A 25375-nucleotide genomic window follows, 5' to 3' on the forward strand; every position below is an offset into this window, starting at 1 on the left:
GATCCGGAGGCAGGCACATGCCCCCCAGCACGACCACACCCGGCCGAACGGCTGCGCCCAAGCGCAAGCGCGGCGAAGGCCAGTGGAAGCTCGGCCACCGCGAGCCGCTCAACCCGAACGAGCGCACCAAGAAGGACGACGACGGGCTGAACGTCCGCGCCCGGATCGAGAACGTCTACAGCAAGCGCGGGTTCGACTCGATCGACCCCGCCGACCTGCGCGGCCGGATGCGCTGGTGGGGCCTCTACACGCAGCGCCGCCCGGGGATCGACGGTGGACGCACCGCGGCGCTGGAGCCCGAGGAGCTCGACGACAGCTACTTCATGCTGCGTGTCCGGCTCGACGGCGGCGCGCTCACCACGGAGCAGCTTCGCGCCCTCGGTGAGATCAGCCAGACCTACGCGCGCGACACCGCGGACGTCACGGACCGGCAGAACATCCAGTACCACTGGATCGAGATCGAGAGCATGCCGGCGATCTGGCAGCGCCTCGAGAGCCTCGGGATGATCACCACGGAGGCGTGCGGCGACACGCCCCGCGTGATCCTCGGCTCTCCTGTGGCCGGGATCGCCGCGAACGAGGAGATCGATCCGCAGCCGGCGATCGACACGATCCTCGAGCGCTACATCGGCGACAAGGCGTTCTCGAACCTGCCCCGGAAGTTCAAGACGGCGATCTCGTGGCAGCAGGACGTCGCCCACGAGGTCAACGACATCTCCTTCATCGGCGCCGTGCACCCCGAGCACGGTCCGGGCTTCGACCTCTGGGTCGGCGGCGGGCTCTCGACGAACCCGAAGATCGCCCAGCGGCTCGGTGTCTGGGTGCCGCTCGACGAGGTCCCCGACGTCTGGGAAGGCGTCATCTCGATCTTCCGGGACTACGGCTACCGCCGGCTGCGGCACCGCGCGCGGATCAAGTTCCTCGTCGCGGACTGGGGGGTCGAGAAGTTCCGTCAGGTGCTGGAAGACGAGTACCTGCACCGCAAGCTGGTCGACGGGCCCGCCCCGGCGACCCCGGAGCGCCCGATCGACCACGTGGGCGTGCACAAGCAGCGCGACGGGCTCAACTACGTCGGCCTGGCCCCGGCGTCGGGCCGTGTCTCGGGCACCACCCTCGTCGCGCTGGCCGACGCCGTGGAGCGTGCCGGTTCCGGTCGGGTCCGGCTCACCCCGCAGCAGAAGATCGTCGTGCTCGACGTGCCGGACGGCAAGGTCGACGCGCTCAAGGCCGAGCTCAACACGATCGGCCTGCAGGCCGAACCGTCGGTGTGGCGGCGCTCGACCATGGCGTGCACGGGCATCGAGTTCTGCAAGCTCGCGATCGTCGAGACCAAGGAGCGCGCGATCCGGCTGGTCGAGGAGCTGGAGAAGCGCCTGGCCGACGTGCACCCCGACGTGCCGATCTCCATCCACCTCAACGGCTGCCCCAACGCCTGCGCCCGGACCCAGGTCGCGGACATCGGCCTCAAGGGCATGATCGTCACCGACGCCGAGGGCAACCAGGTCGAGGGCTTCCAGGTCCACCTGGGCGGCGGGCTGGGGCTCGACGCCGGTTTCGGCCGCAAGCTGCGCGGGCTCAAGGTCACCAGCGCCGAGCTGGGCGACTACGTCGACCGCCTCGTGCGGCGGTTCGTCGAGCAGCGGGAGCCGGACGAGCGGTTCGCGCAGTGGGTCGTCCGGGCCGCCGAAGACGATCTCAAATGATGGACCGCAGGGATCGGGCCGGGAATGTCTGAGCGCGCGGTGCCCTTCTACTGCCCGTACTGCGGCGAAGAGGATCTTCGGCCCGCGGAACAGACAGAACGGGTCCCGCACGGGGCCTGGTACTGCGCGTCCTGCCTGCGGACCTTCGCCGTGAAGATGATCGGGATCGGGATACCGGAGGTGAGCCGATGACTGGGTCGACCATGACTGACCTGCGTGCTGTGGCAGCGCAGGGAGCGGCGGACCTGGGCCCCGACGCCTCGGCCGAGCAGGTGCTCGCCTGGGGCGCCGAGACGTTCGGGCACCGGATGATCGTGGCGTCGAACATGCAGGACGCCGTGCTGGTCGACCTCGCGGCGAAGTCCCTGCCGGGTGTCGAGGTGCTGTTCCTGGAGACCGGCTACCACTTCCCCGAGACCATCGGGACGCGCGACGCGGTCGCCGCCATGTACGACATCAAGATTGTCAACGCGCTGCCGGAGCACACCGTCGCCGAGCAGGACACCCTGCTGGGCCGTGACCTGTTCGCGCGCGAACCGGACCGCTGCTGCTTCCTGCGCAAGGTCGTCCCGCTGCGGAACACGCTGGCGGGCTACGACGCGTGGGTCACCGGCGTCCGGCGGGTCGAGGCGCCCACCCGCGCGAACACCCCGCTGGTCACGTACGACGAGAAGCACGAGCTCGTCAAGCTCAACCCGCTCGCCGCGTGGAGCGACGAGGAGATGGACGCCTACATCGCCGAGCACCACGTGCTGGTGAACCCGCTGGTCGACGAGGGCTACCCGTCGATCGGCTGCCGCACCTGCACCGTCAAGCCGTTGCCAGGAGCAGACCCGCGCTCCGGCCGCTGGGCCGGGATCGCCAAGACAGAATGCGGCCTTCACGCATGACGCGCACGATCACGCCTCCGTCCCTCGACGCGCTCGACGTCCTGGAGAGCGAGTCGATCCACATCTTTCGCGAGGTCGCCGGCGAGTTCGACCGACCGGTGATCCTCTTCTCCGGCGGCAAGGACTCGACTCTGCTGGTGCACCTGGCCGTCAAGGCGTTCGCGCCGGCGCCGGTGCCCTTCCCGCTGCTGCACGTCGACACCGGGCACAACTACCAGGAGGTCATCGACTTCCGCGACCGGCTCGTCGAGCGCCTGGGCCTGCGGCTGGAGGTCGCGCACGTCCAGGAATGGATCGACGACGGCCGGCTGACCGAGCGCCCCGACGGCACCCGCAACCCGCTGCAGACCGTCCCACTGCTCGACTCGATCAACGAGCACCGGTTCGACGCGGTGTTCGGCGGCGGGCGGCGCGACGAGGAGCGCGCCCGGGCCAAGGAGCGGATCATCAGCCTGCGCGACGCGTTCGGTCGGTGGGACCCGCGCAAGCAGCGCCCGGAGCTGTGGAACCTCTACAACGGCCGGCACGCCCCGGGTGAGCACGTCCGCGTGTTCCCGATCTCCAACTGGACCGAGCTGGACGTCTGGCGCTACATCCAGCGCGAGAACATCGAACTGCCGTCGATCTACTACTCCCACGAGCGGCCGGTGTTCCGCCGCGACGGCATGTGGCTGGCCGAGGGTCCCTGGGGCGGCCCGCGGGGCGCCGAGCGGCTCGAGACGAAGACCGTGCGCTACCGGACCGTCGGCGACGGCTCCTGCACCGGCGCCGTCGAGTCGTCGGCGACGACCCTGGACGAGATCATCGCCGAGGTCACGGCGTCGCGGCTCACCGAGCGCGGGGCCACCCGCGCGGACGACCGGATGAGCGAGGCCGCGATGGAAGACCGCAAGCGGGAGGGCTACTTCTGATGAGCCCTGAGAGGATTTCTATGGCTACCACGGCCGCCGACGCGATCACCCCGCACGCCGACCCCGTCGCCGCCGAGCCGCGCCACGTGAAGGACCTCCTGCGCTTCGCCACGGCAGGCTCCGTGGACGACGGCAAGTCGACGCTGGTCGGGCGCCTGCTCTACGACACCAAGTCCGTGCTGGCCGACCAGATCGAGGCCGTGCAGCGGGCGTCGGTCGACAAGGGCCTGACGACCCCGGACCTGTCGCTGCTGGTCGACGGCCTGCGCGCCGAGCGCGAACAGGGCATCACGATCGACGTCGCCTACCGGTACTTCTCGACGCCGAAGCGCGAGTTCGTGCTGGCCGACACCCCGGGCCACGTGCAGTACACGCGCAACACCGTCACCGGCGCGTCGACCGCGGAGCTCGCCGTGCTGCTCGTCGACGCCCGCAACGGCATCGTCGAGCAGACCCGCCGGCACGCGGCCGTGCTCGCGTTGCTGCGCGTGCCGCGGCTGGTGCTCGCGATCAACAAGATCGACCTCGTCGGCTACGACGAGGAGACGCTGACCGCGATCGCGAAGGACTTCGCGGGACTGGCGCGGTCGCTGGGCTTCCCGGACGACGCCGTGGTCACGATTCCGGTATCGGCCCTGGTGGGCGACAACGTCGTCGACCGCAGCGAGCACACGCCCTGGTACGACGGCCCGACGCTGCTCGGACACCTGGAGTCGGTGCCCGTGGTCGTGCCGGAGGTGAACGCACCGTTCCGGATGCCCGTGCAGTACGTGATCCGGCCGCGCAGGAATTCGGCAGGGACGGACGAGCTCCACGACTACCGCGGCTACGCGGGTCAGGTCGCATCGGGCACCGTGTCGGCGGGCGACGAGGTGGTGGTCCTGCCGCAGGGCCTGCGGACCACGGTGGCGTCGGTCGAGACCGCGGACGGCCCGCTGGACGTGGCCGGCGCGGGCCGGAGCGTGACCGTCCTTCTCGCCGACGACATCGACATCTCCCGCGGGGACCTGCTGGCCGCGGCCGATGCCCCGTCACGGGTGACGGACGAGCTCGAGACGACCTTGTGCTGGCTGGCCGAGAAGCCGCTGCGCCCCGGCGCCCGGTTGCTGCTCAAGCACGGCACCCGGACCACACAGGTGATCGTCGGGGCGATCACGGAACGACTCGACCCCGACACCCTCACCTTCGTCGAGCCGCCGGCGCAGCTGCAGATCAACGACATCGCGCACGTCGGCGTGCGGACCGCGGACGCGCTACCCGTCGACGAGTACGCCGACGTCCGTGCGACGGGCAGCTTCCTGCTCATCGACCCGCCGACGGGCAACACGCTCGCCGCCGGGTTGATCGGCTACCCGCTGGCCGACGCCCTGGGATAACCCGCGAGTCGGCACGTTCAGCAGGCCGAGTTCGGACTTCGGACAGCCCGGAACGGGCCGGCCGAGTGCGGACTCGCGCTGACGAACGTGCCGACTCGCGGGCTCAGCGCAGCCAGTCGGCCAGATCCCAGCCCGTCAGCTCCGCCACCCGCGGCACGTCGTCGGCGAACCGCGGCAGCGCGGCCGCCCGTTCCGCCGCCGTCGCGCCGGACGTCCGCCCGTGCACGTCCGGCCGCACGTTGTGCCGCGGCACCTCGCTGATCAGGCCCGTCTCCACGCCGAGGAACCGGCACACCCGGTCCGCGGTCTCCCCCGGCGCGTCGCGCAGCTCGCGGTAGCGGATCACCAGCACCTGCTCACGCGGGAACAGCCCGTAGAGGTCGTCGAGCTGCTCGCCGTAGCGGCCCTGCGCGGCGTAGTGCCAGAAGTGCGCCCAGCCAGCCGCGATCCGGTCGGGCTCGCGGTCCAGGGCCGTCGCGAAGTCCGCCTCCGGCTCCAGGCCCGCACCGCGCAGGTGCGCCCAGTTCGAGTGCGCGCGTTCGGCGGGGTCGCGCAGCACCGCGATCAGCCGGGCGTCCGGCAGGAGCTTGCGGATCCGCGCCTGCGCGTCGCGGTCGTAGAGGTAGAACACCGTCGACTCGCCGCACAACGCCCCGGGCGGGGCCGCGGCGAACAGCGCCTCGTAGTCGTCGCGGTTCCAGACGTGCTCGCCCCAAGTCGGGAGGTCCCCCGGCCCGCCGCCCGACGAGGGCGGGGGTCCGTCGGTCAGGAAGAACTTCGGCTCCTTGGGCTCGGAGAGGAACAGTCCGGGGTGGCGGGCCAGCGCGGCGTGCAGTGCGGAGGTGCCGCACTTCGGGGCGCCCAGCAGGAGGAAGTCGGGCAGCCGACCCATCTACGACACCGCCACCGGGCGGCCGGCGAGCCCCTGCGCGGTGAGGAACTCGAGTAGCAGCGTCACCGACTCGTCGACGGGGTGCTCGTGCGCGGCGATGACGAGCTCGGGCTTCAGCGGTTCCTCGTACGGGTCGTCGACGCCGGTCAGGCCCGAGATCTCCCCGACGCGCTGGCGGGCGTAGAGGCCCTTGACGTCGCGCTCGGAGGCCACCTCGACCGGCGTGCTGACGTGCACCTCCAGATAGGCGGTGCCGTTGGCCTCGTGTGCGGCCCGGACCTGGCCACGCACGTCGCGGAACGGCGCGATCGCCGAGACGAGGACGAGGACGCCGTTGCGGGCCAGCAGCTCCGCGACCCAGCCGATCCGCCGGATGTTGATCGCCCGGTCGTCGCGGGAGTAGCCGCGGGCGGCGGCGAGGTGCGGCCGGACCGCGTCGCCGTCGAGCACCTCGACCCGCAGTCCGCGGGCGCGCAACTCGGGCTCGCAGCCGTGGGCGATCGTCGACTTGCCCGCGCTGGGCAGCCCGGTGAGCCAGACCGTCGCGCCGCGCTGGGTGGGCAAGAAAGCAGGATTCTCGTCGGACACCGGGACTCCCGGAGGGGTGTGGAGACGGGTGAGCAGGCCGGAGGGCGACCGCGCAGGCGGGACGTCGGCCCGTCCCGGACGCGGCCTAGCGACAGAACTGGTCGTAGGCGTGAGCGCGACGGCCCGGCCAGAACGGCTCGAGCAGCGTCCGGAACACGGAGGAATCCTCACCCGGTGTGGTGCGCCCACGCAATCGCACCGGGAACTGCGCGGGAGACCTGTGTCACCTGGGTGTTCACCCGGCCGAGACAGCGCTGGTGAGCAGGGGAGATACGGACGTCCGTACATTTCCCGTGGCCTCTCGCATCACGGACATCGTGTTGTCGCGCGTGTGCGACGCACCGCACGATGGTGCCGTGCATACGACGCTGCCTGCTGCAGCGCTCACCCCCACGGGTGAGCGTCGGCGCGCGTCGACCCGCAACGCGGCCGTCGACCTCGAGCGGTTCTGGCCGTCGCGTCGCGGACACGCGTTCGACGAGTTCTGTCGCTGACGTACCGCCCCGGCGGTGACGCGCTGACGCGTGCCCGCCGGACGGCGGCCAGGGACCTCCGCTCGCCCTCCCGAACACCCAAGGAACCACCATGCACCGCCCCTCCCTGCCCCGCCTCCGCTCGGCACTGGTCCTCGCGTTCGTCGCCGTGCTGGCGCTGTCGGCCTGCTCCCGGCGGGAAGACGCTCCCACGGCTCCTTCGGCGGGTGCGGGTGCCTCCGCCGCGGGCTCCCCCGCCGCAGAGCTGCGCCTCGGCTACTTCCCGAACATCACCCACGCTCCGGCGCTGATCGGGGTGACGAACGGCTACTTCCAGCAGGAGCTGGGCTCCACCAAGCTCACCACCCAGACCTTCAACGCCGGGCCCGAGGAGGTCTCGGCACTGCTGGGCGGTTCGCTGGACGCCGGCTTCATCGGATCCGGTCCGGCGATCAACGCCTTCGCCAAGAGCAACGGCGAAGCGGTCCGGCTGATCGCCGGGTCGACCTCCGGCGGCGCGCAGCTCGTGGTCGCTCCCGACATCACCTCTCCCGAACAGCTCAAGGGGAAGATCGTCGCGACGCCGCAGGCCGGCAACACGCAGGACATCGCGTTCAAGAAGTGGCTCACGGCGAACAACCTCACGAACGGCACTGGCCCCGATGCGGTGACCGTCCAGAACATCGACAACCCCCGCACGCTGGACCTGTTCAAGTCCGGCGAGGTCGCGGGGGGCTGGCTGCCCGAGCCCTGGAGCTCGCGGCTGGTCGACGCCGGCGCGAAGGTCCTCGTCGACGAGAAGTCCCTGTGGCCGGACGGCCAGTTCCCGACCACCGTGCTGATCGTCCGCACGGCGTTCCTCCAGGAGCACCCACAGACCGTCGAGGCACTGCTGCGTGCCGAGCAGAAGTCGATCGACTTCGCCTCCGGCCAGCCCGACCAGGCGAAGACCGTTACCAACGACGCGATCAAGCAGCTCACGAACTCCTCGCTGGCACCCGCGGTGCTCGACAGGGCCTTCACGGAGCTGTCATTCGGGAGCGACCCGCTCGCGGCGACCTTCCCCCAGCTGGCCAAGGACAGCGTCACGGCCGGGATCTCGGAGAAGGAGACGAACCTGGCCGGGTTCGTCGACGTGGCTCCGCTGAACAACGTGCTGACCGCCGCGGGCAAGCCGACGGTGGACGCCGCCGGACTCGACAAGGCTCAGGGATGACCCGATGACCTCGACCATCGAACGGACCGACGCCAACCGGACCGGGGCTCCCGCACTCACCCTGCGCGGCGTCGGCAAGACCTTCGGCGCCGGCTCGGGAGCCGTCACCGCCCTGCGCAACATCGACCTGCAGGTGCAGCCGGGCGAGTTCGTCTGCCTGCTGGGGGCCTCGGGCTGCGGCAAGTCGACCCTGCTCAACCTCGTGGCGGACCTGGACGCGCCCACCGTCGGCGAGCTGCAGGTCGGCACCGCACGTCCGTCCTTCATGTTCCAGGAGGCCGCGCTGCTTCCCTGGCTCACCGCGCGCCGCAACATCGAGCTGGCTCTGCAGCTCGCGGGGCAGGGCCGCCGCGAGCGCCGGATCCGCGCGGACGAGCTGCTCGCGCTCGTGCGGCTTGAGGGACAGGGCGACAAGCGGCCGCACGAGCTGTCGGGCGGCATGCGCCAGCGCGTGTCGCTGGCCCGGGCTCTCGCCGCCACGACAGCCGTCGGGGAGGCCGAGGGCCGTCCCGGGATGCTGCTCATGGACGAACCGTTCGCGGCTCTTGACGCCATCACCCGCGACGTCCTGCAGACCGAGCTGCTGCGGGTGTGGCAGGCCACCGGTACCACCATCCTGTTCGTCACCCACGACGTCCGGGAGGCGATCCGGCTGGCCCAGCGGGTGGTGCTGCTGTCGTCGCGGCCGGGCACGGTCGTCCGCGAGTGGCGGGTCGGAGACGGCCCGATGGAGCTGCACACCGACCTTCACACAGAGATCACCGGACGACTCCGACAGGTCATCACCAGCCATGCCGCCTGAGCCGACACCTCTGCACACCGGACGAGGCACCGACGAGAACCTCCTGACGAGCCCGGCCGCGACGGCAGTGCTGGAGGACGCCGCAGCGGCCGTGGCCGGTCTGGACGCGCTCGACACCCCGACGACGACCACCCGTCCCTGGTGGAGGCGGGCCGTTTCGACCGGCTTGCCGCCGCTGGTCGCACTGGTCGTGTTCCTGCTGGCGTGGCAGGCCGTCTGGGCATCGGCGATCACCGACGAGTACAAGTTGCCGGCTCCGATCGACGTGTGGCACGCCTTCGCCAAGACCGTGGCGGACGGGAGCGTCTGGTCGATCCTCTGGACCTCGGTCAGCCGCGCGTTCATCGGTTTCGCCGTGGCGCTCATCATCGCGACGCCGCTGGGCCTGCTGGTCGCGAAGGTCCGCGTGGTTCGCGCCGCGATCGGGCCGCTGCTGTCCGGCCTGCAGAGCCTGCCGTCCGTGGCCTGGGTCCCGGCCGCGGTGCTGTGGTTCGGCCTGACCGACGCCACGATCTACTTCGTCGTGCTCGCGGGCTCGATCCCGTCGATCGCGAACGGACTGGTTGCCGGTATCGACCAGATCCCGCCGATCCTGCCGCGGGTCGGCCAGGTCCTCGGCGCACGCGGCCTTTCCGCCGCCCGGCACATCCTGTTGCCCGCTGCACTGCCCGGTTACCTCGCGGGCTGTAAGCAGGGCTGGGCGTTCTCGTGGCGTTCACTGATGGCTGCCGAGATCATCGCCGCCGGTCCACTCCTGGGCTTCGGCCTCGGTGCCTTCCTCAAGGAGGGCAGCGACTTCAACGACATGCCGGCGGTGATCGCCGCCATCTTCCTGATCCTGGTCGTCGGCATCGGCATCGAGCTTCTCGTGTTCCGGCCGGTCGAGCGGCGGGTGCTCCGTGCACGCGGGCTGGCGCTCACCACCTGAGCGGGGCCGCGGCCCCGCACAGCCCGGACGGTCCGGACATTCTCCGGGCCGCCCGGCTCGTGGGAGCACCGTTGATTCGGGGCGCCTGAGCGCCCACGATGGAGTCGTGCACCCGACCCCGCTCCGTGACGGCGCCTTCGCCTTCGGTGCTCGTCGGGGTACGCGGTTCGACCTCGAGCAGTTCTGGCCCTCGCGCCGCTTTGACGCCTACGACGAGTTCTGTCGCTGATCCCTGCCGGTCGCCCCGTGCCGTGACGCCCTGAGTGCGTCGTGCGCGGGGGCGGCCCTGCCGTCCCCCGGCCTTCCCCGTCCTCGCCCGGACGGGTCTTCAGCGAACGGAACACATCGCCATGAGCGAACCGACCCCCGTTTCCCCCTCCCCGGCCGACCCGCCGGACTCCGCCGTCACCGCCGCTCGCCGTCTTGCGCTCAACGAGGACTGGGCGGCGACAGTCGTCGGCCTGCTCCTGCTGGCGCTCGTCCTGACGGGCCTGCTGCCCGGCTGGCTGGTGCCGTGATGAGCGAGGACATCGACACCCGACACACCGAGACCCGGTCGCCTGCCCGCCTCGCCCTGGCAGGCGTGGCCGTCGTCGTGGCTCTCGCCGTGAAGACGACCCAGAACGCGCTGCTCGGCGTCGTCGCGGTCGCGCTGACGGCCTACTTCGCGGTCCGCGTCGAGCGCTCGGCGACGTCGCCCCGGCCGTCGGCGAAGCTGCTCTGGGAGCGGTTCCCGAAGTTCGTGCTGGGCTTCCTCGTCACGTCGGTCGTGGGCACCCTCTACGTGACGGCGGTGGGCGCCGCTGCGGCGAAGCCCGTGATCGCGACCGTGAACGACCTGCGGACGTTGTTCCTCATCCTGGCTTTCGTCTCGATCGGGCTGGAGTTCCGCGTCGCGCCGCTGTGCGAGGCGGGCTCGCGGCCGGTCGGGGTGTTCGCCGGAGCGACGGTCGTCAACCTGCTCGTCGGCCTCCTGCTGGCGACGCTGCTGTTCAGCGGCTTCCCTGCTGCCTGAGAACCAGGCGGAGCGGTCCACCCCCGCTCCGTCCGGCACCGCCACCGGTGATCGATGTCGGGCGGCCGCGATCCGGCCGTCCCGATCCCACCCGAAGAGGAGCACACCATGACCCGTCCGCTTCCCGCCCCCACCCGCGACAACCTCCGCCGCTCGATCGCCGACGAGCTGCTCGAGGCACTCGACAAGCTCGTCATGCGGCACCGCGCGCTGGCGCTGCACGACGAGCACATCGAGCTGCACGCGGAGTTGATCGCCGCGGAGGTCGCCCACCAGCTGGCGATGGCGCGCAGCGCGCTGCACCGGCACCCGTCACTGCGCCGCGCAGGCTAGGACACGAGCCCCTCCCCCCGGGCCCGGATCGCCTGGCCAACCCGGCCGCGGTCCGGGCCCGCTCTCGTCGTCGGACGGGGAACGCTTTGATCACGAGATCACCCGGCCCGGTCCGAGGATGAGAGGCTCCGCCGTCGACGGACGGCCGTGCGTGCCGCCATGGGGAGTGACCGTGCGTACCGCTGTTCTGATCGCTGCAGCCACTCTCGTCCTCGGTGTCACCGGATGCGGCAGCTCCCCGGCCGCGGTCCAGCCCGCCGCTCCCCCGCCCGCACCCACCGCCTCGGGGGCGGAGCCCGACGAGAGCGGCTGCCCGCTCAGCGCCGAAGCCCTCTCCTCCGCTACCGGGATGACCTGGGCGCTGCGCACGACCGAACCCGACCACGAGCTGGAGACCCTGCCCGGCGTCAAGGCCGACGTGTGCGTCCTCACCAGCGACGACCGACCGCAGCAAGGCGGCGACCCGCTGGTCCTGCGCGTGGACACAGCGGAGGGTGCCGACGCGGAGAAGGTGCGGACCGAGTTCGAGGCGTCGTGCAGCCGCAACGGGGGCACGGCGACCGACTCCTCCGTGGCGACGGGCGCGCGCGTCTGCACGAGCCAGTTCCTGCCCGAAGCACTCCTCGGCGACAACGACCGGGTGGTGGAGGTGTACTACGTCGCCGCCGACCAAGAGACCGCGAAGGAGTTGGAAGGATCGTTCGACAAGGTCCTGGCGGCGGTGCAGTAGCCGGTCAGGCGGCCGACGAGGCCCGCGCCGCGACGGGCAGGCTGCGCAGCACGGCCCGCGCCACGGCGTCGTTGTAGCGCAGGCTCTGCGCGTTCGTCCCCGGCCGGGTGAACGCCCCTGCCACGCGCACGTTGGTGTGCGGACCGATCGCGAACCGCCTCGCGTGCACCCGGCCGGCCGCGTCGACGAGCGCGCCGTCCGCCGGGCGGACGCGGATCTCCCCCGTGTTGCGCACGACGGTGCCGTCGTCGTCGACGAGGACCTCCTCCGACGCCGCACCGCTGCACATCAAGCCGGCGAGCAACGGGTCCGTCGTCCGCGAGGCACTGGGTGCCTGCAGCCGGGCGTCGACCATGACCGTCGCCGTCACGGACTCACCGGGCACCGCAGCGCTCCCCGCCCGGAACCGGTCGCCGTCGACCTCGGTCCACATCCCGGGCCCCAGGAACTGCACGAACCCGGCACGGGACAGCGCCAGCAGCTGCCGAACCCGGAACCCCGGCGGCCCGCTCGCGACCGCGTTGAAGAATCCCTGCCACCACCCGATGTCGCGGGCTTTGGAGCGGGCGGTCAGCGCACCGTCGGTGACCAGTGGCGTGACCTGGGCGTACACCGACAGCATCGCGACGAACGCGCCGAGGTGCGGGGTGTGCGCCGGGTCGACGTGCTGGCGCAGGTCCTCCTCGATGTGCGCCCGCACCAGTGGCTGCAACGCCTCGAGCGAGCCGGCGCCCACGCCGGCGAGCGGGCGGTCCAGCGCGGCGAAGTCGATGTGGTCACGCGGGTCGGGCACCGCTTCGTCCAGCAGCGCCGCAAGCTCGGGCGAGCCCCAGTCGGCGGCCGCGTACCGCGCGGTGAAGGTGTCGGCGTCGAGGACGACGCGATCGGGGTGTCCGTGCAGCAGCTCGTGGTACCAGCCCCAGGCGATCTCCTTCGCCATCAACGGCCACACCTCGGCGCGCAGGTCCACTCCGCCCCGCTGCACCAGGGGATCGACGGCCTCCGGACCGAGGAAACGAGGGAGCTGCGGGCGGCCGCCGCGCAGCGCGTACTCGGTCTTGGCGTGGTAGAGCGAACCCCGCGGCGACCCCACGTGCAGAACCGGCTCCCGGCCGGACGGCACGTACCGCAGCTCGCGCCCACCCCGCTCGGGGTCCAGCTCGAACCGGCCGCCACGGCCCTCGAACAGCAGCACGACCAGGTCGACGAACGCCAGTCCGGTCCCGCGCACGATCACCGGCTCGCCGGGCTCGATGACCGACAGGTCGCTGTCGGTGGTCTGCTCCGGCGGGAGGTAGCGCAGCCCGGCCGCCGCTGCCTGTGCGGCGAGGTCGAGCTCGGCGTCGGTCGGGGTGGCGTCGAGGTGTCCGGAGGCGAGGACGACGGCATCCACCCGCAGCGTGGTATCACCGTCGAGGTGGACGAGCTGGGCGCGGCCGTCGTCCGAGAGCCCCGTGGCGCGGCACTCGTGAACCTGCACGCGGACCCCGTCCGGCAGCTCCGCCTGCACGTGGCGCAGCACCCAGCCCAGGTAGGCGCTCTGCAGGCGCCGGCTGGGGAACGTCCCCGCGGTGAGGGCGTCCAGCTCGGCTGCGAGCTCGGGCCCGAGGTCGTCGGCACTCTCCCCGGCGAGGCGGCCCTCGCGGAGGTCCTGGGCCCAGTCCCACATCGACGGCCCGGTGACGATCGGTCCGTCGCAGCGCACCGACTCGTCGGTGAACATCGTGACGTCCGCGGCCATCGAGTTCATCGCGAGCAGTGGCGACTGGGCGTGCCGCCAGATGCGCCCGGCGCCCGCCGGGTAGGGATCGATGAGGTGAACGTCGAGCGCGGCACCGAAGCCGACCTGCGGCAACAGCTCGGGCACGCTCGCGGCGATCCGTTCCAGCAGCCCGGCCCCACGCGGGCCCGCGCCGACGATGGCGATCGCGGCGCGGTCGACGGTCATGACTCCCTCTCGGCCCTCCGGCGTGTCTCCAGTGGGTAACGCCGGCTCGGACGGCTGGATTCCGCTCCGCCGGCCTCGTGTGGCATCCGAGGCAGCCGTCACAGCGCGGCGCGACCGGCTCCGGCCGAGGGTCGTCGGCCGAGGTCAAACGCCCCGGGCCGCGAAAAGGTGCGCTACATGTGCCCGGCAAATCGGCTGAAGTCGACGTCCTGTTTGTCGCTGTCGCCGTCGGTGATGTCCGGTTCGTGACCGTGCCGTGATCACTCTCCGATTACGCCGCTGATCCGAGAGAGTGACCCACTGCGCTGTCGGAATGAAGCAACGAAAACCGTGAAACGAATCGGCGCCGTGAGCGAAATACAAGGCATGCGACACCAAAGCCGGTGCCGCACAACGACAAGCGGAGGATGACCATGGCCCGCTGCAAGACCGAGAAGCGCCGCGAGAACTGCCACGAGCCGCGCAAGTCGAAGTGCGACCGCCGTCGCGAGCATCACGGCGAGGACAAGGGCAAGAAGTGCCGTTCGAAGGGACCCTGGCGCGGCCACGGTGGCGGCGGCGGCCACCACCACCACCACCAGCCCTGAGCTAGTTCGCGAGAAGCCCCGCCCGTCACGCACGGGCGGGGCTTCTCGCAGGTAGAGAGGCAACACAAGCATGAACGCGATCACGGGTACCTCTCGGGACGCTCCGGAGTACGACGGGAGCGACGAGGACGAGAACCTCGTGGAGCTCGCGCCAACCGTGCCGCTTCGCGCCATCTTCCGTCGCTTCTGGCCCCACACCCGCGATTTCCGCGGGCGCATGGTATTGAGCCTGCTGCTCACGGGCGCCGTTCCGGCCATCAGTACGGCAAGCATCTATTTGTACAAAGTCCTCGTCGACGACGTGCTGACTCCGCACGATTTCCGACTGTTCCCGATGATCGCCGCGCTCTATCTCGCCCTCACCCTCGCCGAGGGCGTGGTGAGCTGGATCGATGAGTTCCTCACCGCATGGGTCGGTGAGCGTTTCGTACTCAATTTGCGGGTCGAGCTGTTCGCCCACCTGCAACGACTCTCGCTCGGCTTCTTCGAACGCCGCCAGCTCGGCGACATCATGTCCCGCCTCGGCGGCGACGTGAGCGAGATCGAGACGCTGGTCCTGACCGGCGTCAACATGGCCCTGACCTACGCCTTCCAGATCCTGCTGTTCACCGGGATGCTGTTCTACCTGGACTGGCGGCTGGCGCTCGCCGCGTTCGTCGCAGCCCCTGGATTCCTGCTCATCGCGCGCGTGCTGTCGCGACGCATCCAGACGTCCGCCCGCGAACTGCGGCGCCGCTCCGGCTCGATCAGTGCTGTCGCCGAGGAGAGCCTGAGCAACCTGGCGCTCGTCCAGGCCTACGACCGCCAGACCGACGAGACCGCCCGGTACCGGCGCGAGAACCAGGGCGCCTTCTCGGCGCAGATGATCGCCACCCGGCTGGAGGCGCTGTTCGGACCACTCAGCAACGTCGTCGAGGTCGTCGGCGTGCTCCTGGTGATGGGTCTGGCCGTATGGGAGCTGGCCAATGGCCGCGTCACCCTCGGCGAACTCCTGGTCTTCGTCGCCTACCTCAGTCAGCTGTACGGGCCGGTCGCCGGGTTCGGCGGCCTGTGGAACGAGATGTCGTCGGCGAAGGCCGGCGCCGAGCGGATCATCGAAATGCTCGACCAGGAACCGGCCGTCGTCGACCGCGCCGACCCCACGCCGCTGCACCGTGCTGCCGGCACACTCGCCCTGCAGCAGGTCACGTTCACCTACCCCGAGACCGAGCGGCCCGCGCTGAGCGGGATCGACCTGCGGATCACCCCCGGCGAGAAGATCGCCGTGGTCGGGGCCAGCGGGGCGGGCAAGACGACGCTCACCAAGCTGCTGCTGCGCTTCTACGACCCCGACCAGGGGCGCATCACCCTCGACGGACACGACATCCGCGACGTCAGCCTGTCCGATCTCCGTCGCAACGTCGCCGCCGTGCTGCAGGAGACCCTCGTCTTCGACGGCACGATCGCCGACAACATCCGCTGGGGACGGCCCGAGGCCACGGACCACGAGATCGAGCAGGCCGCCCGCGCCGCGGACGTCCACCGGTTCGTCCAGGACCTCCCCGACGGGTACGCCACACGGGTCGGGCAGCGGGGTCGCCTGCTGTCGGGCGGCCAGCGGCAGCGGCTGGCGATCGCGCGGGCGATGATCCGCGACGCCCCGGTGCTGCTCCTGGACGAGCCGACCACGGGCCTCGACGCCGAGTCGAGTGAACGCGTCCTCGCCCCGCTGCGCCGGCTGATGGACGGCCGGACGACGTTGATGATCTCTCACAACCTGCTGACGGTGACCGACGCCGACCGGATCGTCTTCCTCGAGGACGGCCGGATCACCGCCGTCGGCACCCATGACGAGCTGCTGGCCCGCAGCACCGGCTACGCTCGGCTCTACCGGCTGCACCATCCCGACGCTGCGGCGCCGCAGACGGACACCACCGGCCCGCGCTCCATGGGCCGTCATCACGGGCCCGTCCTCGCGGCGCCCGATCCCCGGCCTTCTCCGGCGCCGAGATCCGAAGCCATGCCGCGGCACCGGGCGGACACACCGCAACCCGCGGCGCCCGTCGCTCATCCCGCCCACGCGGCCGCCGCCCCGGCCACCGCGCCCGAGACGTCCGCCAACTGGTTCGATCCGGACCCGCCGACCCTCCGGATCCGCCTGCCCCTCGTCGGCCCCGGACCGCGGAAAGGGCCACGGCGCCACTCCGCGACACCGCACCCGTTCCCGGTGCAGGCCACCCGTTCCGCCGAGTCGGGACGGCACGCGGCGGTGGCCCGCGACGTCGCCGACGACGCCGTGCCGCAGCCGGTGTTCCGGCCGTGATCGCCGCGACCGTCGCCCGGCGGCTGTACCGACGACCCTGCGGCGACGATCGCGGCGATCACCTGCCCGGAGCAGCGCGAACGCGGTTCGACCGGGCGCGGCATCGCCGAGGCGCCCGTAGGCTGGATGCGTGGTGCTCTCGCCCGTGCGGCCCGGGGTGGACGCGATCGACGCCGCCCTCGACGTCCTCGCCGACCGTCCGCTCGTCGCCCTGACCGGCGCCGGCCTGTCGACCGACTCCGGCATCCCGGACTACCGGGGGCCGTCGTCGCCCCCGCGCAAGCCGATGACCTACACCGAGTTCGTCTCCGGGCCGGCCGCACAACGCCGCTACTGGGCGCGCAGCCACGTCGGCTGGGCCCGCATGGCCCGCGCCCTGCCCAACCGTGGCCACCGGGCGCTCGCCTCCCTGGAGGCCGCCGAGGTGCTGCGCGGCGTGATCACACAGAACGTCGACGGTCTGCACCGCGCCGCCGGCAGCGACGCCGTGATCGACCTGCACGGCCGCATCGCGGACGTCGTCTGCCTCGGCTGCCGCCGGATCAGCGCCCGCGACGAGCTGCAACAGCGGCTGAGCGAGCTCAACCCCGGCTTCATCGAGGCCGCCGGTGCCCAGGTGGAGACGGCACCGGACGGCGACGCCGTGCTCACCGAGGTCGCGAACTTCCGGCTCGCGGAGTGCACGGGTTGTGGCGGTGTGCTGAAGCCGGACGTCGTGTTCTTCGGGGAGAACGTGCCGCGCGACCGCGTGGCTCAGGCGTTCGCGCTGGTCGACTCGCTCGCGGACGACGACGGCGCACTGCTCGTCGCCGGTAGCTCGCTCACCGTGCTCTCCGGGCTGCGGTTCGTCCGGCACGCGCACCGGCTCGGTGTCCCCGTCGTCATCGTCAACCGGGGCACGACGCGCGGCGACGACCTCGCGGCGGCGCTGGTCGACGCCGGCTGTTCGGAGACTCTCGCCGCGTTGGCGAACACCGTGGCGTGACGTCGGCCGAACCCGACACGATGGACGACGTGGACACGTCGCCGTCCGGGCAGCCCCCCGAGAAGCGAATCGGCGATCGCGAGCGCCGAGAGGTGGATGCCCACCTGCGGCAGGCCCACGACGACGGCGTGCTGACTTTCGGCGAGTACGACGAGCGGGTGGCGGCGTGCTGGGCGGCGCGGACGCGCAGCGAACTGGACGCGCTCACGCGCGATCTGCCCGACCCCCGTCCCGAGGGCGAGCCGGCGCCGCCCGCGGTGCGCGAGTCGCGCACCTCGGGGCGGAAGAGCTCCGTGGGCCGTGCGGTAGGCGTGACCCTGGTCGCCGTCGCGCTGCTCACCGGCGGCCGGGTGGTCGCCGCCGACGACGCCACCGCGATCTTCAGCAGCCGGGTGGTGCAGGCGACGCCGCAGAACCCGGACATCGAGGTGGGCGTGGCCTTCGGCAGCGTCGAGGTCGTGGTGCCCGACGACGCGCGGGTCACGACCGACGGCACGCTGCTGTTCGGGAGCACGGACTGCGATGCAGCCTGCGACGGTACCGGCACGCGCGACGTCGTCGTGGACGCGCGGGGCGCGTTCGGCAGCGTCGACATCGTCCGGCAGAGCGAGCGCAACCAGGACCGCGACAGTGGTCGCGACGGGGACGACGACGACTGACCCGAGCCGCCCGTCCGGTCAGGGTCGATGGGCGCGGGAGCGGTGCCGGGACGGGCGGCGCCGCGCGCCCAGCAGGACGACGGCGTCGACGGCGCGGTCGAGCAACCCCGCCACCCCCCAGCACAGCGGCAACACGACCAGCACCGCGAGCACGACCTGGAACGGGAACGCCAGCTGCGTCACCCACAGCTCGACGGCGTCCCAGCTGTTCGCGACCTCCCGCAGCACGAGTCACATCGTAGAGCCGTCGTGGTGCGGCGAGGTTCGCTGCATGTTCGCCGTCTACGCCGCCGAGCCGAACCCCGACGCCCCCTGGACGCCCTCGTCGTCGGGGAGCGTCCCGATCCCGAGGTGCCCGACGGCTCGGTCGCCGTCCGCGTCGAGGCCGCCAGCCTGAACATGCACGACCTGTGGACGTTGCGCGGGGTCGGCATCAAGCGCGAGCAGTTCCCGATGATCCTGGGCTGCGACGGGGCGCCCGACAGGGCTCACCGCCGCCCAGGCCGCGGTGATGGGCACCGCGTGGCTGACGGCCTACCGCATGCTCTTCGTCAAGTACGGTCTGCGGCCGGGGCAGACCATGTTCGTCCAGGGTGCGTCAGGCGGCGTGTCGACCGCGCTGATCCAGCTCGGGCGCGCCGCCGGCCTGCAGGTGTGGGTGACAGGACGCACAGAGGAGAAGCGGGCGCTCGCGAGCAAGCTCGGTGCGCACGCCACCTATCCCAGCGGGGAGCGGCTGCCGGAGCGCGTGGACGCTGTGTTCGAAACCGTGGGCGACGCGACGTGGGCGCACTCGATGCGCGCGTTGAAGCCGGGCGGCGTGATCGTCGTCTCGGGCGCCACGAGCGGGCCTGACCCCGGTGCCGACCTGCAGCGACTGTTCTTCCTCCAGCTGCAGGTCATCGGCGCGACGATGGGCACGCGGGCCGAGCTGACCAACCTCCTGACCTTCGTCACGAACGCCGGGATCGCCCCGCAGATCGGGCTGGAACTGCCCCTCGAACAGGCCGAGGAAGGTTTCCGGGCCCTCGCGGCGGGAGAAACCGGCGGAAAGATAGTGTTCACGCACTGAGACCATCACCACCCGTTCGCTCACCCACCCCACATTCGGGTGCGGCGTTTCAGGGCATCAGCAAGTACAGTCGGTCACCGTGTCTGAGCCATCTAGTCGAACGGCGTCGGGGTCGGTCTACGTCCCGACGCCGAGAGTGACGGGCCTGGTCGAGCTTCTCGACCGGGTGGACCGTGCAGTGGCCGCCGCGTTGGTACCGGTGACGGCCGCTGAAGGTGTCAGCCGAGATGGCTGGCGCGTACTGCTGATGCTCGCCAGAGGCGGCGGACGCAGCATGGGCGAGATCGCCTCGCACACCGCGCTACCGGCGCCGACCGCCACGCGGGTCGTCGACAAGCTCGTCGATTCGGGCTTCGCATCGCGCCGGACCGACCCGGTGGACCGGCGTCGCGTACTCGTACACCTGGCCGCGAATGGCCGGGCCGTGATCGAGCGCGTGTGCGGGCGGGTCGAGCGCAAGATCGGCGCCGCCCTCGGCTCCGCGCACACCCCCGAGCGGGCCCAGCTCGCCGAACTCCTCGAGGCGTTGGCCCGGCGCCCCTCCGGCTCCGCCTGATCTCCCCCTCCCCCGAGACTCCCCGAGCTCCCCGGCTCCCGACCTCAGCCTTCGACCTCTCCGTGTGTCGACCCCTCAGCGGCCCGCTGCTGCCAGCACCGTGTCGAGCCACTCGCGTCCCCGCGGACCGAGGTGCTCCCGTGCCTGTGCGATCCGGGGCACCAGCTCGCGATGTCCGGCGGTCGCGGCCAGAAGATCCGCCACCGTGACCCCGTGCTCCGGGCGGTCCAGCACCGTCACCGGGTCGCCGGCCGACACCGCGGCCGGCTGCTCCACGGCGAGGTAGGCCCCGGGCCGTCCGGCGGCGAAGAACCGCTTGATCAGGTCCGGCACGTCGAGGAAGCCCGAGAACACCCGGCACGGTGTCCGCGGTCCCGTCACCCGCAGCACCGCGTCGCCGACCTGCCACCGCTCGCCGACCACGGCGTGCGAACAGTCGATCCCGGCCAGCGTGAGGTTCTCCCCCAGGTTGCCCGGCTTGATCCGGCGCGGGGCGGCCGCCTCGTGCGGAGCGCGGGGTGGACGCGTCGTGGCCGGATCGGTCTCTGTCCGCTGGAGCTCCGCGGTCCAGAAGTCGAGGTCCTCGACGGCGTAGGCGTAGACAGCCTGCTCCGGGCCGCCGTGGTTCTTCGTGTCGCAGATCGTGTCGCCGTCGACGCCGCCGATCTCCAGGCGCACCGGGTGGTAGGCGGGCCGCTTGTCGATGCCGGAGCGGCCGCTCTTGACGCGAGTGAAGGGGTCGGTGCGGACCACCGCCAGGTTGACCGACACGACCCTGCCCGACTCCATGGGCCCATGCTGCCCGTCAGCACCCGCCGGGCGCACGCGGGTTCAGCCCGGTCTCAGCCCGTCGAGTAGGCGGGCCGGGACGATCGTGACCTGGAACGGACTGGTGGCGACGAACTCTTCGTCGCCCTCCACGTGCGCGATCTGCCGGTAGCAGCCCTCGTCGTCGAGCTCGAACACGGTGAGCGAGCCCGGCTCCTGCGGGTCGAGGATCCAGTACGACGCGACCCCGATCCGCTCGTAGTGCGCCTTCTTGAGGTTGAGGTCCTTGAGACGTGTGCTGGGCGACAGCACCTCGACGGCAAGCAGTGGAGCGACGGGCAGGTTCTTGCTGCGCCGGTTCAAGTCGGCGAACCGCGCGACGAGCACGTCGGGTTGAACCTCGCTGTCGGTCCCCGTCCGCACCGCGAACGGTGCCGTCAGGACTCGCACGCCCGGCGGGAAGCGCAGGCGCAGTTGGAAGAACAGCTCCGCGCCCATCTCCTGGTGCGGCCAGTCGGGCGCCGGGCTCACCAGCAGCATCCCGTCGATGAGCTCGTACCGGTTGCCGTCATCCGGCATGCCCTCGAGGTCGTCGACCGTGAAGGGGCGCCCGTGCGGGATGACGCTCGTCATGACACTCATGGTCCCTCCTCCGTTGCACGCGGTACAGACGGAGGAGGAGCCGTCGCGGTTCCCTACTTCTTCTTCTCGCCCGACGAGTCGGTGGACAGCGCCGCGACGAAGGCTTCCTGCGGGACCTCGACCCGCCCGATGGTCTTCATCCGCTTCTTGCCCTCCTTCTGCTTCTCCAGCAGCTTGCGCTTGCGCGTGATGTCGCCGCCGTAGCACTTCGCGAGCACGTCCTTGCGGATCGCACGGATGTTCTCGCGCGCGATGATCCGCGACCCGATCGCGGCCTGGATCGGCACCTCGAACTGCTGGCGCGGGATCAGCTCGCGCAGCTTGGTGGCCATCGTCGTGCCGTAGGAGAACGCCGCGTCCTTGTGCCGGATCGCGGAGAACGCGTCGACGGGCTCGCCCTGCAGCAGGATGTCGACCTTCACCAGGTCCGACTCCTGCTCCCCCGCCTCCTCGTAGTCCAGCGACGCGTACCCGCGGGTGCGCGACTTCAGGGCGTCGAAGAAGTCAAAGATGATCTCGGCGAGCGGCATCGTGTAGCGCAGCTCGACACGGGTCTCGGACAGGTAGTCCATGCCGCCGAGCTGCCCGCGGCGGCTCTGGCACAGCTCCATGATCGCGCCGATGAACTCCGACGGCGCCAGGATCGTCACCTTGACGACCGGCTCGAAGATCTGGGCGACCTTGCCCGACGGCCAGTCCGACGGGTTGGTGACGGTCAGCTCCTTCGCCCCATCCTTGTCCTGGCTGTCGAGCACGACCCGGTAGACGACGTTCGGCGCCGTCGAGATGAGGTCGAGCCCCGCCTCCCGCTCGAGGCGGTCGCGGGTGATCTCCAGGTGCAACAGGCCGAGGAAGCCGCAGCGGAACCCGAAGCCGAGCGCAGCGGACGTCTCCGGCTCGTAGGTGAGCGCGGCGTCGTTGAGCTGCAGCTTGTCGAGCGCCTCGCGCAGGTCCGGGTACTCCGAGCCGTCGACGGGATAGAGGCCCGAGTAGACCATCGGCCGCGGCTCCCGGTAGCCGGTGAGCGGCTCGGTGGCGCCGTGGCGCTGGCTCGTGATCGTGTCGCCGACCTTGGACTGGCGGACGTCCTTCACCCCGGTGATGAGGTAGCCGACCTCACCCACCCCCAGGCCCCGCGACGGCTTGGGCTCCGGCGAGACGATGCCCACCTCGAGCAGCTCGTGCGTGGTCCCCGTGGACATCATCTTGATCCGCTCGCGGGGCGTGATCCGCCCGTCGACGACGCGGATGTAGGTGACGACGCCGCGGTAGGTGTCGTAGACCGAGTCGAAGATCATCGCCCGGGCCGGCGCGTCGGCGTCGCCGACGGGAGCCGGGACGCGGAGCACGACCTCGTCGAGCAGCTCCTTGACGCCGACGCCGGTCTTCGCGCTGACCCGCAGCACGTCGCCCGGGTCGCAGCCGATGACGTGCGCGATCTCCGCGGCGTAGCGGTCGGGGTCCGCGGCAGGCAGGTCGATCTTGTTGAGGACCGGGATGATCGTCAGGTCCTTCTCGAGCGCCAGGTAGAGGTTCGCCAGCGTCTGCGCCTCGATGCCCTGCGCGGCGTCGACCAGCAGCACCGCACCCTCGCACGCCTCCAGCGCGCGGCTCACCTCGTAGGTGAAGTCGACGTGCCCGGGGGTGTCGATGAGGTGCAGGACGATCTCCTCGCTGGAGCCGTCCTCCCGGGTGACCTTCCACGGCAGCCGGACGTTCTGCGCCTTGATCGTGATCCCGCGCTCGCGCTCGATGTCCATGCGGTCGAGGTACTGAGCGCGCATGTCGCGCGCCTCGACGACGCCGGTGAGCTGCAGCATGCGGTCGGCCAGCGTCGACTTGCCGTGGTCGATGTGGGCGATGATGCAGAAGTTCCGGATCCGCGCCGGCGGGGTGAAGGTCTTGTCGGCGAACGACGTCACGTAGGTGGTTCCATTCAGGTCGGGACACCTCCATCGTCCCACGACCGCCGCGCCGCTCCGATCACAGCCAGGCGAGCGACCACCTGCCCTCGACGGGGACGGCCGCGTCGATGATCCGTTTCCTCGATCGGTGGATCGGGCACTCGAACGAGGGAGGTGCGGATCACATGACGCAGACGGAGCCGGTCGCCGGCGGCGACGCAGATTCGGCAGGCGGCACGAGCTGGACGGGCCGCACGGTGCGCGGTCGCGACGGCAGCAAGCTGGGCAGGCTGGTCGAGGTGCTCCCGGGCGACGGAGCCTCGCCAGGAGGATGGGGCGTCGTGAAGTCCACGTTCGGCGGGCGACGGATGGTCCCGCTGGACGGCGCCGCCGCCGACGGCGATCGCGGTCTCACTGTGGCCGCCGACAGGGCGAGCGTGCGCACGGCCCCGACCTTGGCCGCGGGCACCGCCGAGCCGGCCGCCACCGGTGCCCTGCAGCAGCACTACACGGGCCGCGGTGTCCTCGCCGACGCCCGCGCGCTGCAGCACGAGCGCTACGGCGGCAGCAAGCTCGGGTCGGCGTTCTTCGGCTGGCTCGTCGCCGTCGGCCTCACCGTTCTGCTCGGCGTGCTCGCCGGAGCCGTGGCCGCGGCGATCGGCGCGGACCCCACCACCGGCACCGTCGTCACGGTGGCAGTCCTGATCGTCGCCTACTACGCGGGCGGGTACGTCGCGGGCCGCCTGGCGCGCTTCGACGGCGCCCGCAACGGCTTCCTCTCGTGGGTCGTCGGTGTGGTCGCCACGATCGTCCTGACCGTGGTCGCCGCGTTCGTGGGCGCGCAGTACGACGTGCTGACCCGCGTCTCGCTGCCGGCCCTGCCTGCGAGTTTCGCGGACGTGACCGTCACCGGGATGATCCTCGTCGCCGTCGCGGTGCTCGGCACGCTGCTGGCCGCGGTGCTCGGCGGCAAGGCCGGCGAGAGCTTCCACCGCCGCGTGGACCGGGCCGCCGCCGACGCCCTCTGACACACTCCCGCCACCGCACGGCCCCGGCCCGACGGCCGGGGCCGTGCGTGTTCTACAGGTCCGCCGGCCCCTCCAACGGAGCCATCCCGAGCTGCCGGGCGACCTCGGCCATGACGTCCTGCACCGCGACGGTGTCCGCGAGCGGCATGGTGGCGCTCTCCGGGCGGCCGGCCCGCACGCACTCGGTGACCTCGATCAACTCGTGGAAGTAGCCACCACCGGTCGCCGGGAGCGTGATCTCCTGCGGGTCGTGGCCATGGCGGTGCAGCACGATCGTGTCCGGGTGGTGGAAGCGCGGGAGCACGTCGATCCAGCCGTCGGTGCCGAAGACGCGGGCCTGCCCGGGGGTCGCACACCGCAGGGTGGCGGTCAGCGCGGCGGTGCGTCCGCCGTCGAAGCCGAGCAGGACGGTCTCCTCGACGTCGATCCCGCGCGGCAGCAGCGTGCCGTACGCGGTGACGGCGGTCGGGTTGCCCAGCACCATCTGCGCGAACGAGATCGGGTAGACGGTCAGGTCGAACAGCGCGCCACCGCCGAGCTCCGGGGCGACGAACCGATCGTCCGGGTCGAGCGGGTTGCGGACCCCGAGGTCGACCTGCAGCGTCCGCACCTCACCGACTGCTCCGTCGGCGATCAGCTCGCGCATCCGCACGATCGCCGGTTGGAAGCGCGTCCACATCGCCTCCATCGCGAACACGCCGTTCTCCGACGCGAGCGCGGCGATCTCGCGGGTCGCCTCTGGCGTCACCGTGAACGCCTTCTCGACCAGCACCGCCTTCCCGGCGCGGAGCGCGGCGAGGGCCACGGCGCGGTGCTGGGGATGCGGCGTCGCGATGTAGAGGACGTCGACGTCCGGGTCGTCGACGATCGCGCGGTAGGAGTCGTGGGTGCGGGGGATGTCGTGGCGGGAGGCGAAGGCCGCGGCGCGGTCCGCCGACCGGGAGGCGACCGCCACCCCGGTCGCGCCCTCGACCAGCGGGAGGTCGCGCACCACCTTGTCCGCGATCCGTCCTGGCCCGACGATCCCCCAGCGCACCGTGTCCATGCGGTGATCCTGGCCGATGACG

Annotated in this window: 28 protein-coding genes and 1 pseudogene; 21 read left to right on the forward strand and 8 right to left on the reverse strand. The window is 71.4% G+C overall.

The features are described from left to right. The first annotated feature begins 17 nt into the window (after positions 1 to 17). The 5 genes from RM445_RS18470 (at position 18) to RM445_RS18490 (ending at position 4880) form a co-directional block, all read left to right on the forward strand. The gene (locus tag RM445_RS18470; protein WP_311557859.1) at positions 18 to 1703 is read left to right on the forward strand and encodes a nitrite/sulfite reductase; all 1686 of its coding nucleotides are present in this window, start codon (positions 18 to 20) and stop codon (positions 1701 to 1703) included. Between the two features lie 24 nt (positions 1704 to 1727). After that, a complete protein-coding gene (locus RM445_RS18475; RefSeq protein ID WP_311557860.1) occupies positions 1728 to 1895 on the forward strand; it encodes an Insertion element protein in 168 nt (55 codons plus the stop codon). Beyond that, a complete protein-coding gene (locus RM445_RS18480) occupies positions 1892 to 2593 on the forward strand; it encodes a phosphoadenylyl-sulfate reductase (RefSeq protein WP_311557861.1) in 702 nt (233 codons plus the stop codon). The genes RM445_RS18475 and RM445_RS18480 overlap by 4 nt, the downstream gene beginning before the upstream one ends. Then, positions 2590 to 3504, forward strand: coding sequence for a sulfate adenylyltransferase subunit CysD (gene cysD / locus RM445_RS18485; protein WP_311557863.1), 915 nt, complete (start codon positions 2590 to 2592; stop codon positions 3502 to 3504). The genes RM445_RS18480 and cysD overlap by 4 nt, the downstream gene beginning before the upstream one ends. An 86-nt stretch (positions 3505 to 3590) precedes the next feature. Further along, the gene (locus RM445_RS18490) at positions 3591 to 4880 is read left to right on the forward strand and encodes a sulfate adenylyltransferase subunit 1 (RefSeq protein ID WP_311558049.1); all 1290 of its coding nucleotides are present in this window, start codon (positions 3591 to 3593) and stop codon (positions 4878 to 4880) included. 103 nt (positions 4881 to 4983) lie between these two features. Here the strand turns inward: RM445_RS18490 and RM445_RS18495 are convergent, their stop codons facing one another. Beyond that, positions 4984 to 5772 carry a sulfotransferase family protein gene (locus RM445_RS18495; protein ID WP_311557865.1) on the reverse strand — a complete coding sequence of 263 codons (789 nt, stop codon included), beginning with the start codon at positions 5770 to 5772 and terminating at the stop codon, positions 4984 to 4986. Beyond that, on the reverse strand, positions 5773 to 6336 hold the full coding sequence (cysC, locus tag RM445_RS18500) for an adenylyl-sulfate kinase (RefSeq protein ID WP_311557867.1): 564 nt from the start codon (positions 6334 to 6336) through the stop codon (positions 5773 to 5775). Positions 6337 to 6716: 380 nt separating this feature from the next. On the opposite strand from cysC, the gene RM445_RS18505 reads away from it, so the two are divergent. The 9 genes from RM445_RS18505 (at position 6717) to RM445_RS18545 (ending at position 11857) form a co-directional block, all read left to right on the forward strand. Continuing rightward, positions 6717 to 6854: a hypothetical protein gene (locus RM445_RS18505; protein WP_311557868.1), complete on the forward strand. Its 138-nt coding sequence runs from the start codon at positions 6717 to 6719 to the stop codon at positions 6852 to 6854. Between the two features lie 91 nt (positions 6855 to 6945). Then, positions 6946 to 8049, forward strand: coding sequence for an ABC transporter substrate-binding protein (locus RM445_RS18510; protein ID WP_311557870.1), 1104 nt, complete (start codon positions 6946 to 6948; stop codon positions 8047 to 8049). Between the two features lie 4 nt (positions 8050 to 8053). Then, positions 8054 to 8851 carry an ABC transporter ATP-binding protein gene (locus RM445_RS18515; protein WP_311557872.1) on the forward strand — a complete coding sequence of 266 codons (798 nt, stop codon included), beginning with the start codon at positions 8054 to 8056 and terminating at the stop codon, positions 8849 to 8851. Continuing rightward, complete coding sequence (locus RM445_RS18520) at positions 8841 to 9779, forward strand: ABC transporter permease (protein ID WP_311557874.1); 939 nt, start codon at positions 8841 to 8843, stop codon at positions 9777 to 9779. Before RM445_RS18515 ends, RM445_RS18520 begins: the two co-directional genes overlap by 11 nt. Before the next feature lie 106 nt (positions 9780 to 9885). Further along, positions 9886 to 10008: a hypothetical protein gene (locus RM445_RS18525; protein ID WP_311557876.1), complete on the forward strand. Its 123-nt coding sequence runs from the start codon at positions 9886 to 9888 to the stop codon at positions 10006 to 10008. A 121-nt stretch (positions 10009 to 10129) separates the two neighbouring features. After that, positions 10130 to 10297 (forward strand): hypothetical protein, encoded by a 168-nt coding sequence (locus RM445_RS18530; RefSeq protein ID WP_311557878.1) that lies wholly within the window; start codon positions 10130 to 10132, stop codon positions 10295 to 10297. Then, positions 10297 to 10794 (forward strand): putative sulfate exporter family transporter, encoded by a 498-nt coding sequence (locus tag RM445_RS18535; protein WP_311557880.1) that lies wholly within the window; start codon positions 10297 to 10299, stop codon positions 10792 to 10794. Before RM445_RS18530 ends, RM445_RS18535 begins: the two co-directional genes overlap by 1 nt. Before the next feature lie 108 nt (positions 10795 to 10902). Further along, the gene (locus tag RM445_RS18540) at positions 10903 to 11127 is read left to right on the forward strand and encodes a hypothetical protein (RefSeq protein WP_311557882.1); all 225 of its coding nucleotides are present in this window, start codon (positions 10903 to 10905) and stop codon (positions 11125 to 11127) included. Between the two features lie 172 nt (positions 11128 to 11299). Next, positions 11300 to 11857, forward strand: a complete 558-nt coding sequence (locus RM445_RS18545) for a hypothetical protein (RefSeq protein ID WP_311557883.1) — start codon at positions 11300 to 11302, stop codon at positions 11855 to 11857. Between the two features lie 4 nt (positions 11858 to 11861). On the opposite strand, the gene RM445_RS18550 is transcribed toward RM445_RS18545, so the two are convergent. Continuing rightward, complete coding sequence (locus tag RM445_RS18550) at positions 11862 to 13805, reverse strand: FAD/NAD(P)-binding protein (RefSeq protein WP_311557884.1); 1944 nt, start codon at positions 13803 to 13805, stop codon at positions 11862 to 11864. A gap of 413 nt (positions 13806 to 14218) precedes the next feature. Between RM445_RS18550 and RM445_RS18555 the strand changes: the two genes are divergently transcribed. The 4 genes from RM445_RS18555 to RM445_RS18570 all read left to right on the forward strand — a co-directional run bounded on the left by RM445_RS18555 (position 14219) and on the right by RM445_RS18570 (position 18338). Then, positions 14219 to 14392 carry a hypothetical protein gene (locus RM445_RS18555; RefSeq protein ID WP_311557885.1) on the forward strand — a complete coding sequence of 58 codons (174 nt, stop codon included), beginning with the start codon at positions 14219 to 14221 and terminating at the stop codon, positions 14390 to 14392. 70 nt (positions 14393 to 14462) lie between these two features. Next, the gene (locus RM445_RS18560) at positions 14463 to 16694 is read left to right on the forward strand and encodes an ABC transporter ATP-binding protein (RefSeq protein ID WP_311557887.1); all 2232 of its coding nucleotides are present in this window, start codon (positions 14463 to 14465) and stop codon (positions 16692 to 16694) included. 130 nt (positions 16695 to 16824) lie between these two features. Next, the gene (locus RM445_RS18565; protein ID WP_397469357.1) at positions 16825 to 17679 is read left to right on the forward strand and encodes an NAD-dependent protein deacetylase; all 855 of its coding nucleotides are present in this window, start codon (positions 16825 to 16827) and stop codon (positions 17677 to 17679) included. Continuing rightward, entirely contained in the window at positions 17676 to 18338 is a 663-nt protein-coding gene (locus RM445_RS18570) for a DUF1707 SHOCT-like domain-containing protein (protein WP_311557889.1), read from the forward strand. The genes RM445_RS18565 and RM445_RS18570 overlap by 4 nt, the downstream gene beginning before the upstream one ends. Before the next feature lie 18 nt (positions 18339 to 18356). On the opposite strand, the gene RM445_RS18575 is transcribed toward RM445_RS18570, so the two are convergent. Next, the gene (locus tag RM445_RS18575) at positions 18357 to 18566 is read right to left on the reverse strand and encodes a hypothetical protein (RefSeq protein ID WP_311557890.1); all 210 of its coding nucleotides are present in this window, start codon (positions 18564 to 18566) and stop codon (positions 18357 to 18359) included. 43 nt (positions 18567 to 18609) lie between these two features. Between RM445_RS18575 and RM445_RS18580 the strand changes: the two are divergent. Further along, a pseudogene (locus RM445_RS18580) lies at positions 18610 to 19410 on the forward strand (quinone oxidoreductase family protein). A 199-nt stretch (positions 19411 to 19609) separates the two neighbouring features. Continuing rightward, on the forward strand, positions 19610 to 19966 hold the full coding sequence (locus RM445_RS18585) for a MarR family winged helix-turn-helix transcriptional regulator (protein WP_311558051.1): 357 nt from the start codon (positions 19610 to 19612) through the stop codon (positions 19964 to 19966). A gap of 75 nt (positions 19967 to 20041) precedes the next feature. Here RM445_RS18585 and RM445_RS18590 read toward each other — a convergent pair whose 3' ends face one another. From RM445_RS18590 to lepA, 3 genes are read right to left on the reverse strand one after another with little or no spacing between them, the layout of a single operon-like run. Next, positions 20042 to 20755 carry an MOSC domain-containing protein gene (locus tag RM445_RS18590; protein WP_311557891.1) on the reverse strand — a complete coding sequence of 238 codons (714 nt, stop codon included), beginning with the start codon at positions 20753 to 20755 and terminating at the stop codon, positions 20042 to 20044. Between the two features lie 42 nt (positions 20756 to 20797). After that, positions 20798 to 21376, reverse strand: coding sequence for a Uma2 family endonuclease (locus RM445_RS18595; protein ID WP_311557893.1), 579 nt, complete (start codon positions 21374 to 21376; stop codon positions 20798 to 20800). 53 nt (positions 21377 to 21429) lie between these two features. After that, entirely contained in the window at positions 21430 to 23298 is a 1869-nt protein-coding gene (gene lepA, locus RM445_RS18600) for a translation elongation factor 4 (RefSeq protein ID WP_311557895.1), read from the reverse strand. 167 nt (positions 23299 to 23465) lie between these two features. Here lepA and RM445_RS18605 point away from each other — a divergent pair, with 167 nt between their 5' ends. Then, the gene (locus RM445_RS18605) at positions 23466 to 24308 is read left to right on the forward strand and encodes a hypothetical protein (protein ID WP_311557897.1); all 843 of its coding nucleotides are present in this window, start codon (positions 23466 to 23468) and stop codon (positions 24306 to 24308) included. A 52-nt stretch (positions 24309 to 24360) separates the two neighbouring features. On the opposite strand, the gene RM445_RS18610 is transcribed toward RM445_RS18605, so the two are convergent. Continuing rightward, on the reverse strand, positions 24361 to 25353 hold the full coding sequence (locus tag RM445_RS18610) for a Gfo/Idh/MocA family protein (protein WP_311557898.1): 993 nt from the start codon (positions 25351 to 25353) through the stop codon (positions 24361 to 24363). Between the last annotated feature and the right edge of the window lie 22 nt (positions 25354 to 25375).

The sequence above is a fragment of the Pseudonocardia charpentierae genome (assembly GCF_031845345.1).
Taxonomy (GTDB): domain Bacteria; phylum Actinomycetota; class Actinomycetes; order Mycobacteriales; family Pseudonocardiaceae; genus Pseudonocardia; species Pseudonocardia charpentierae.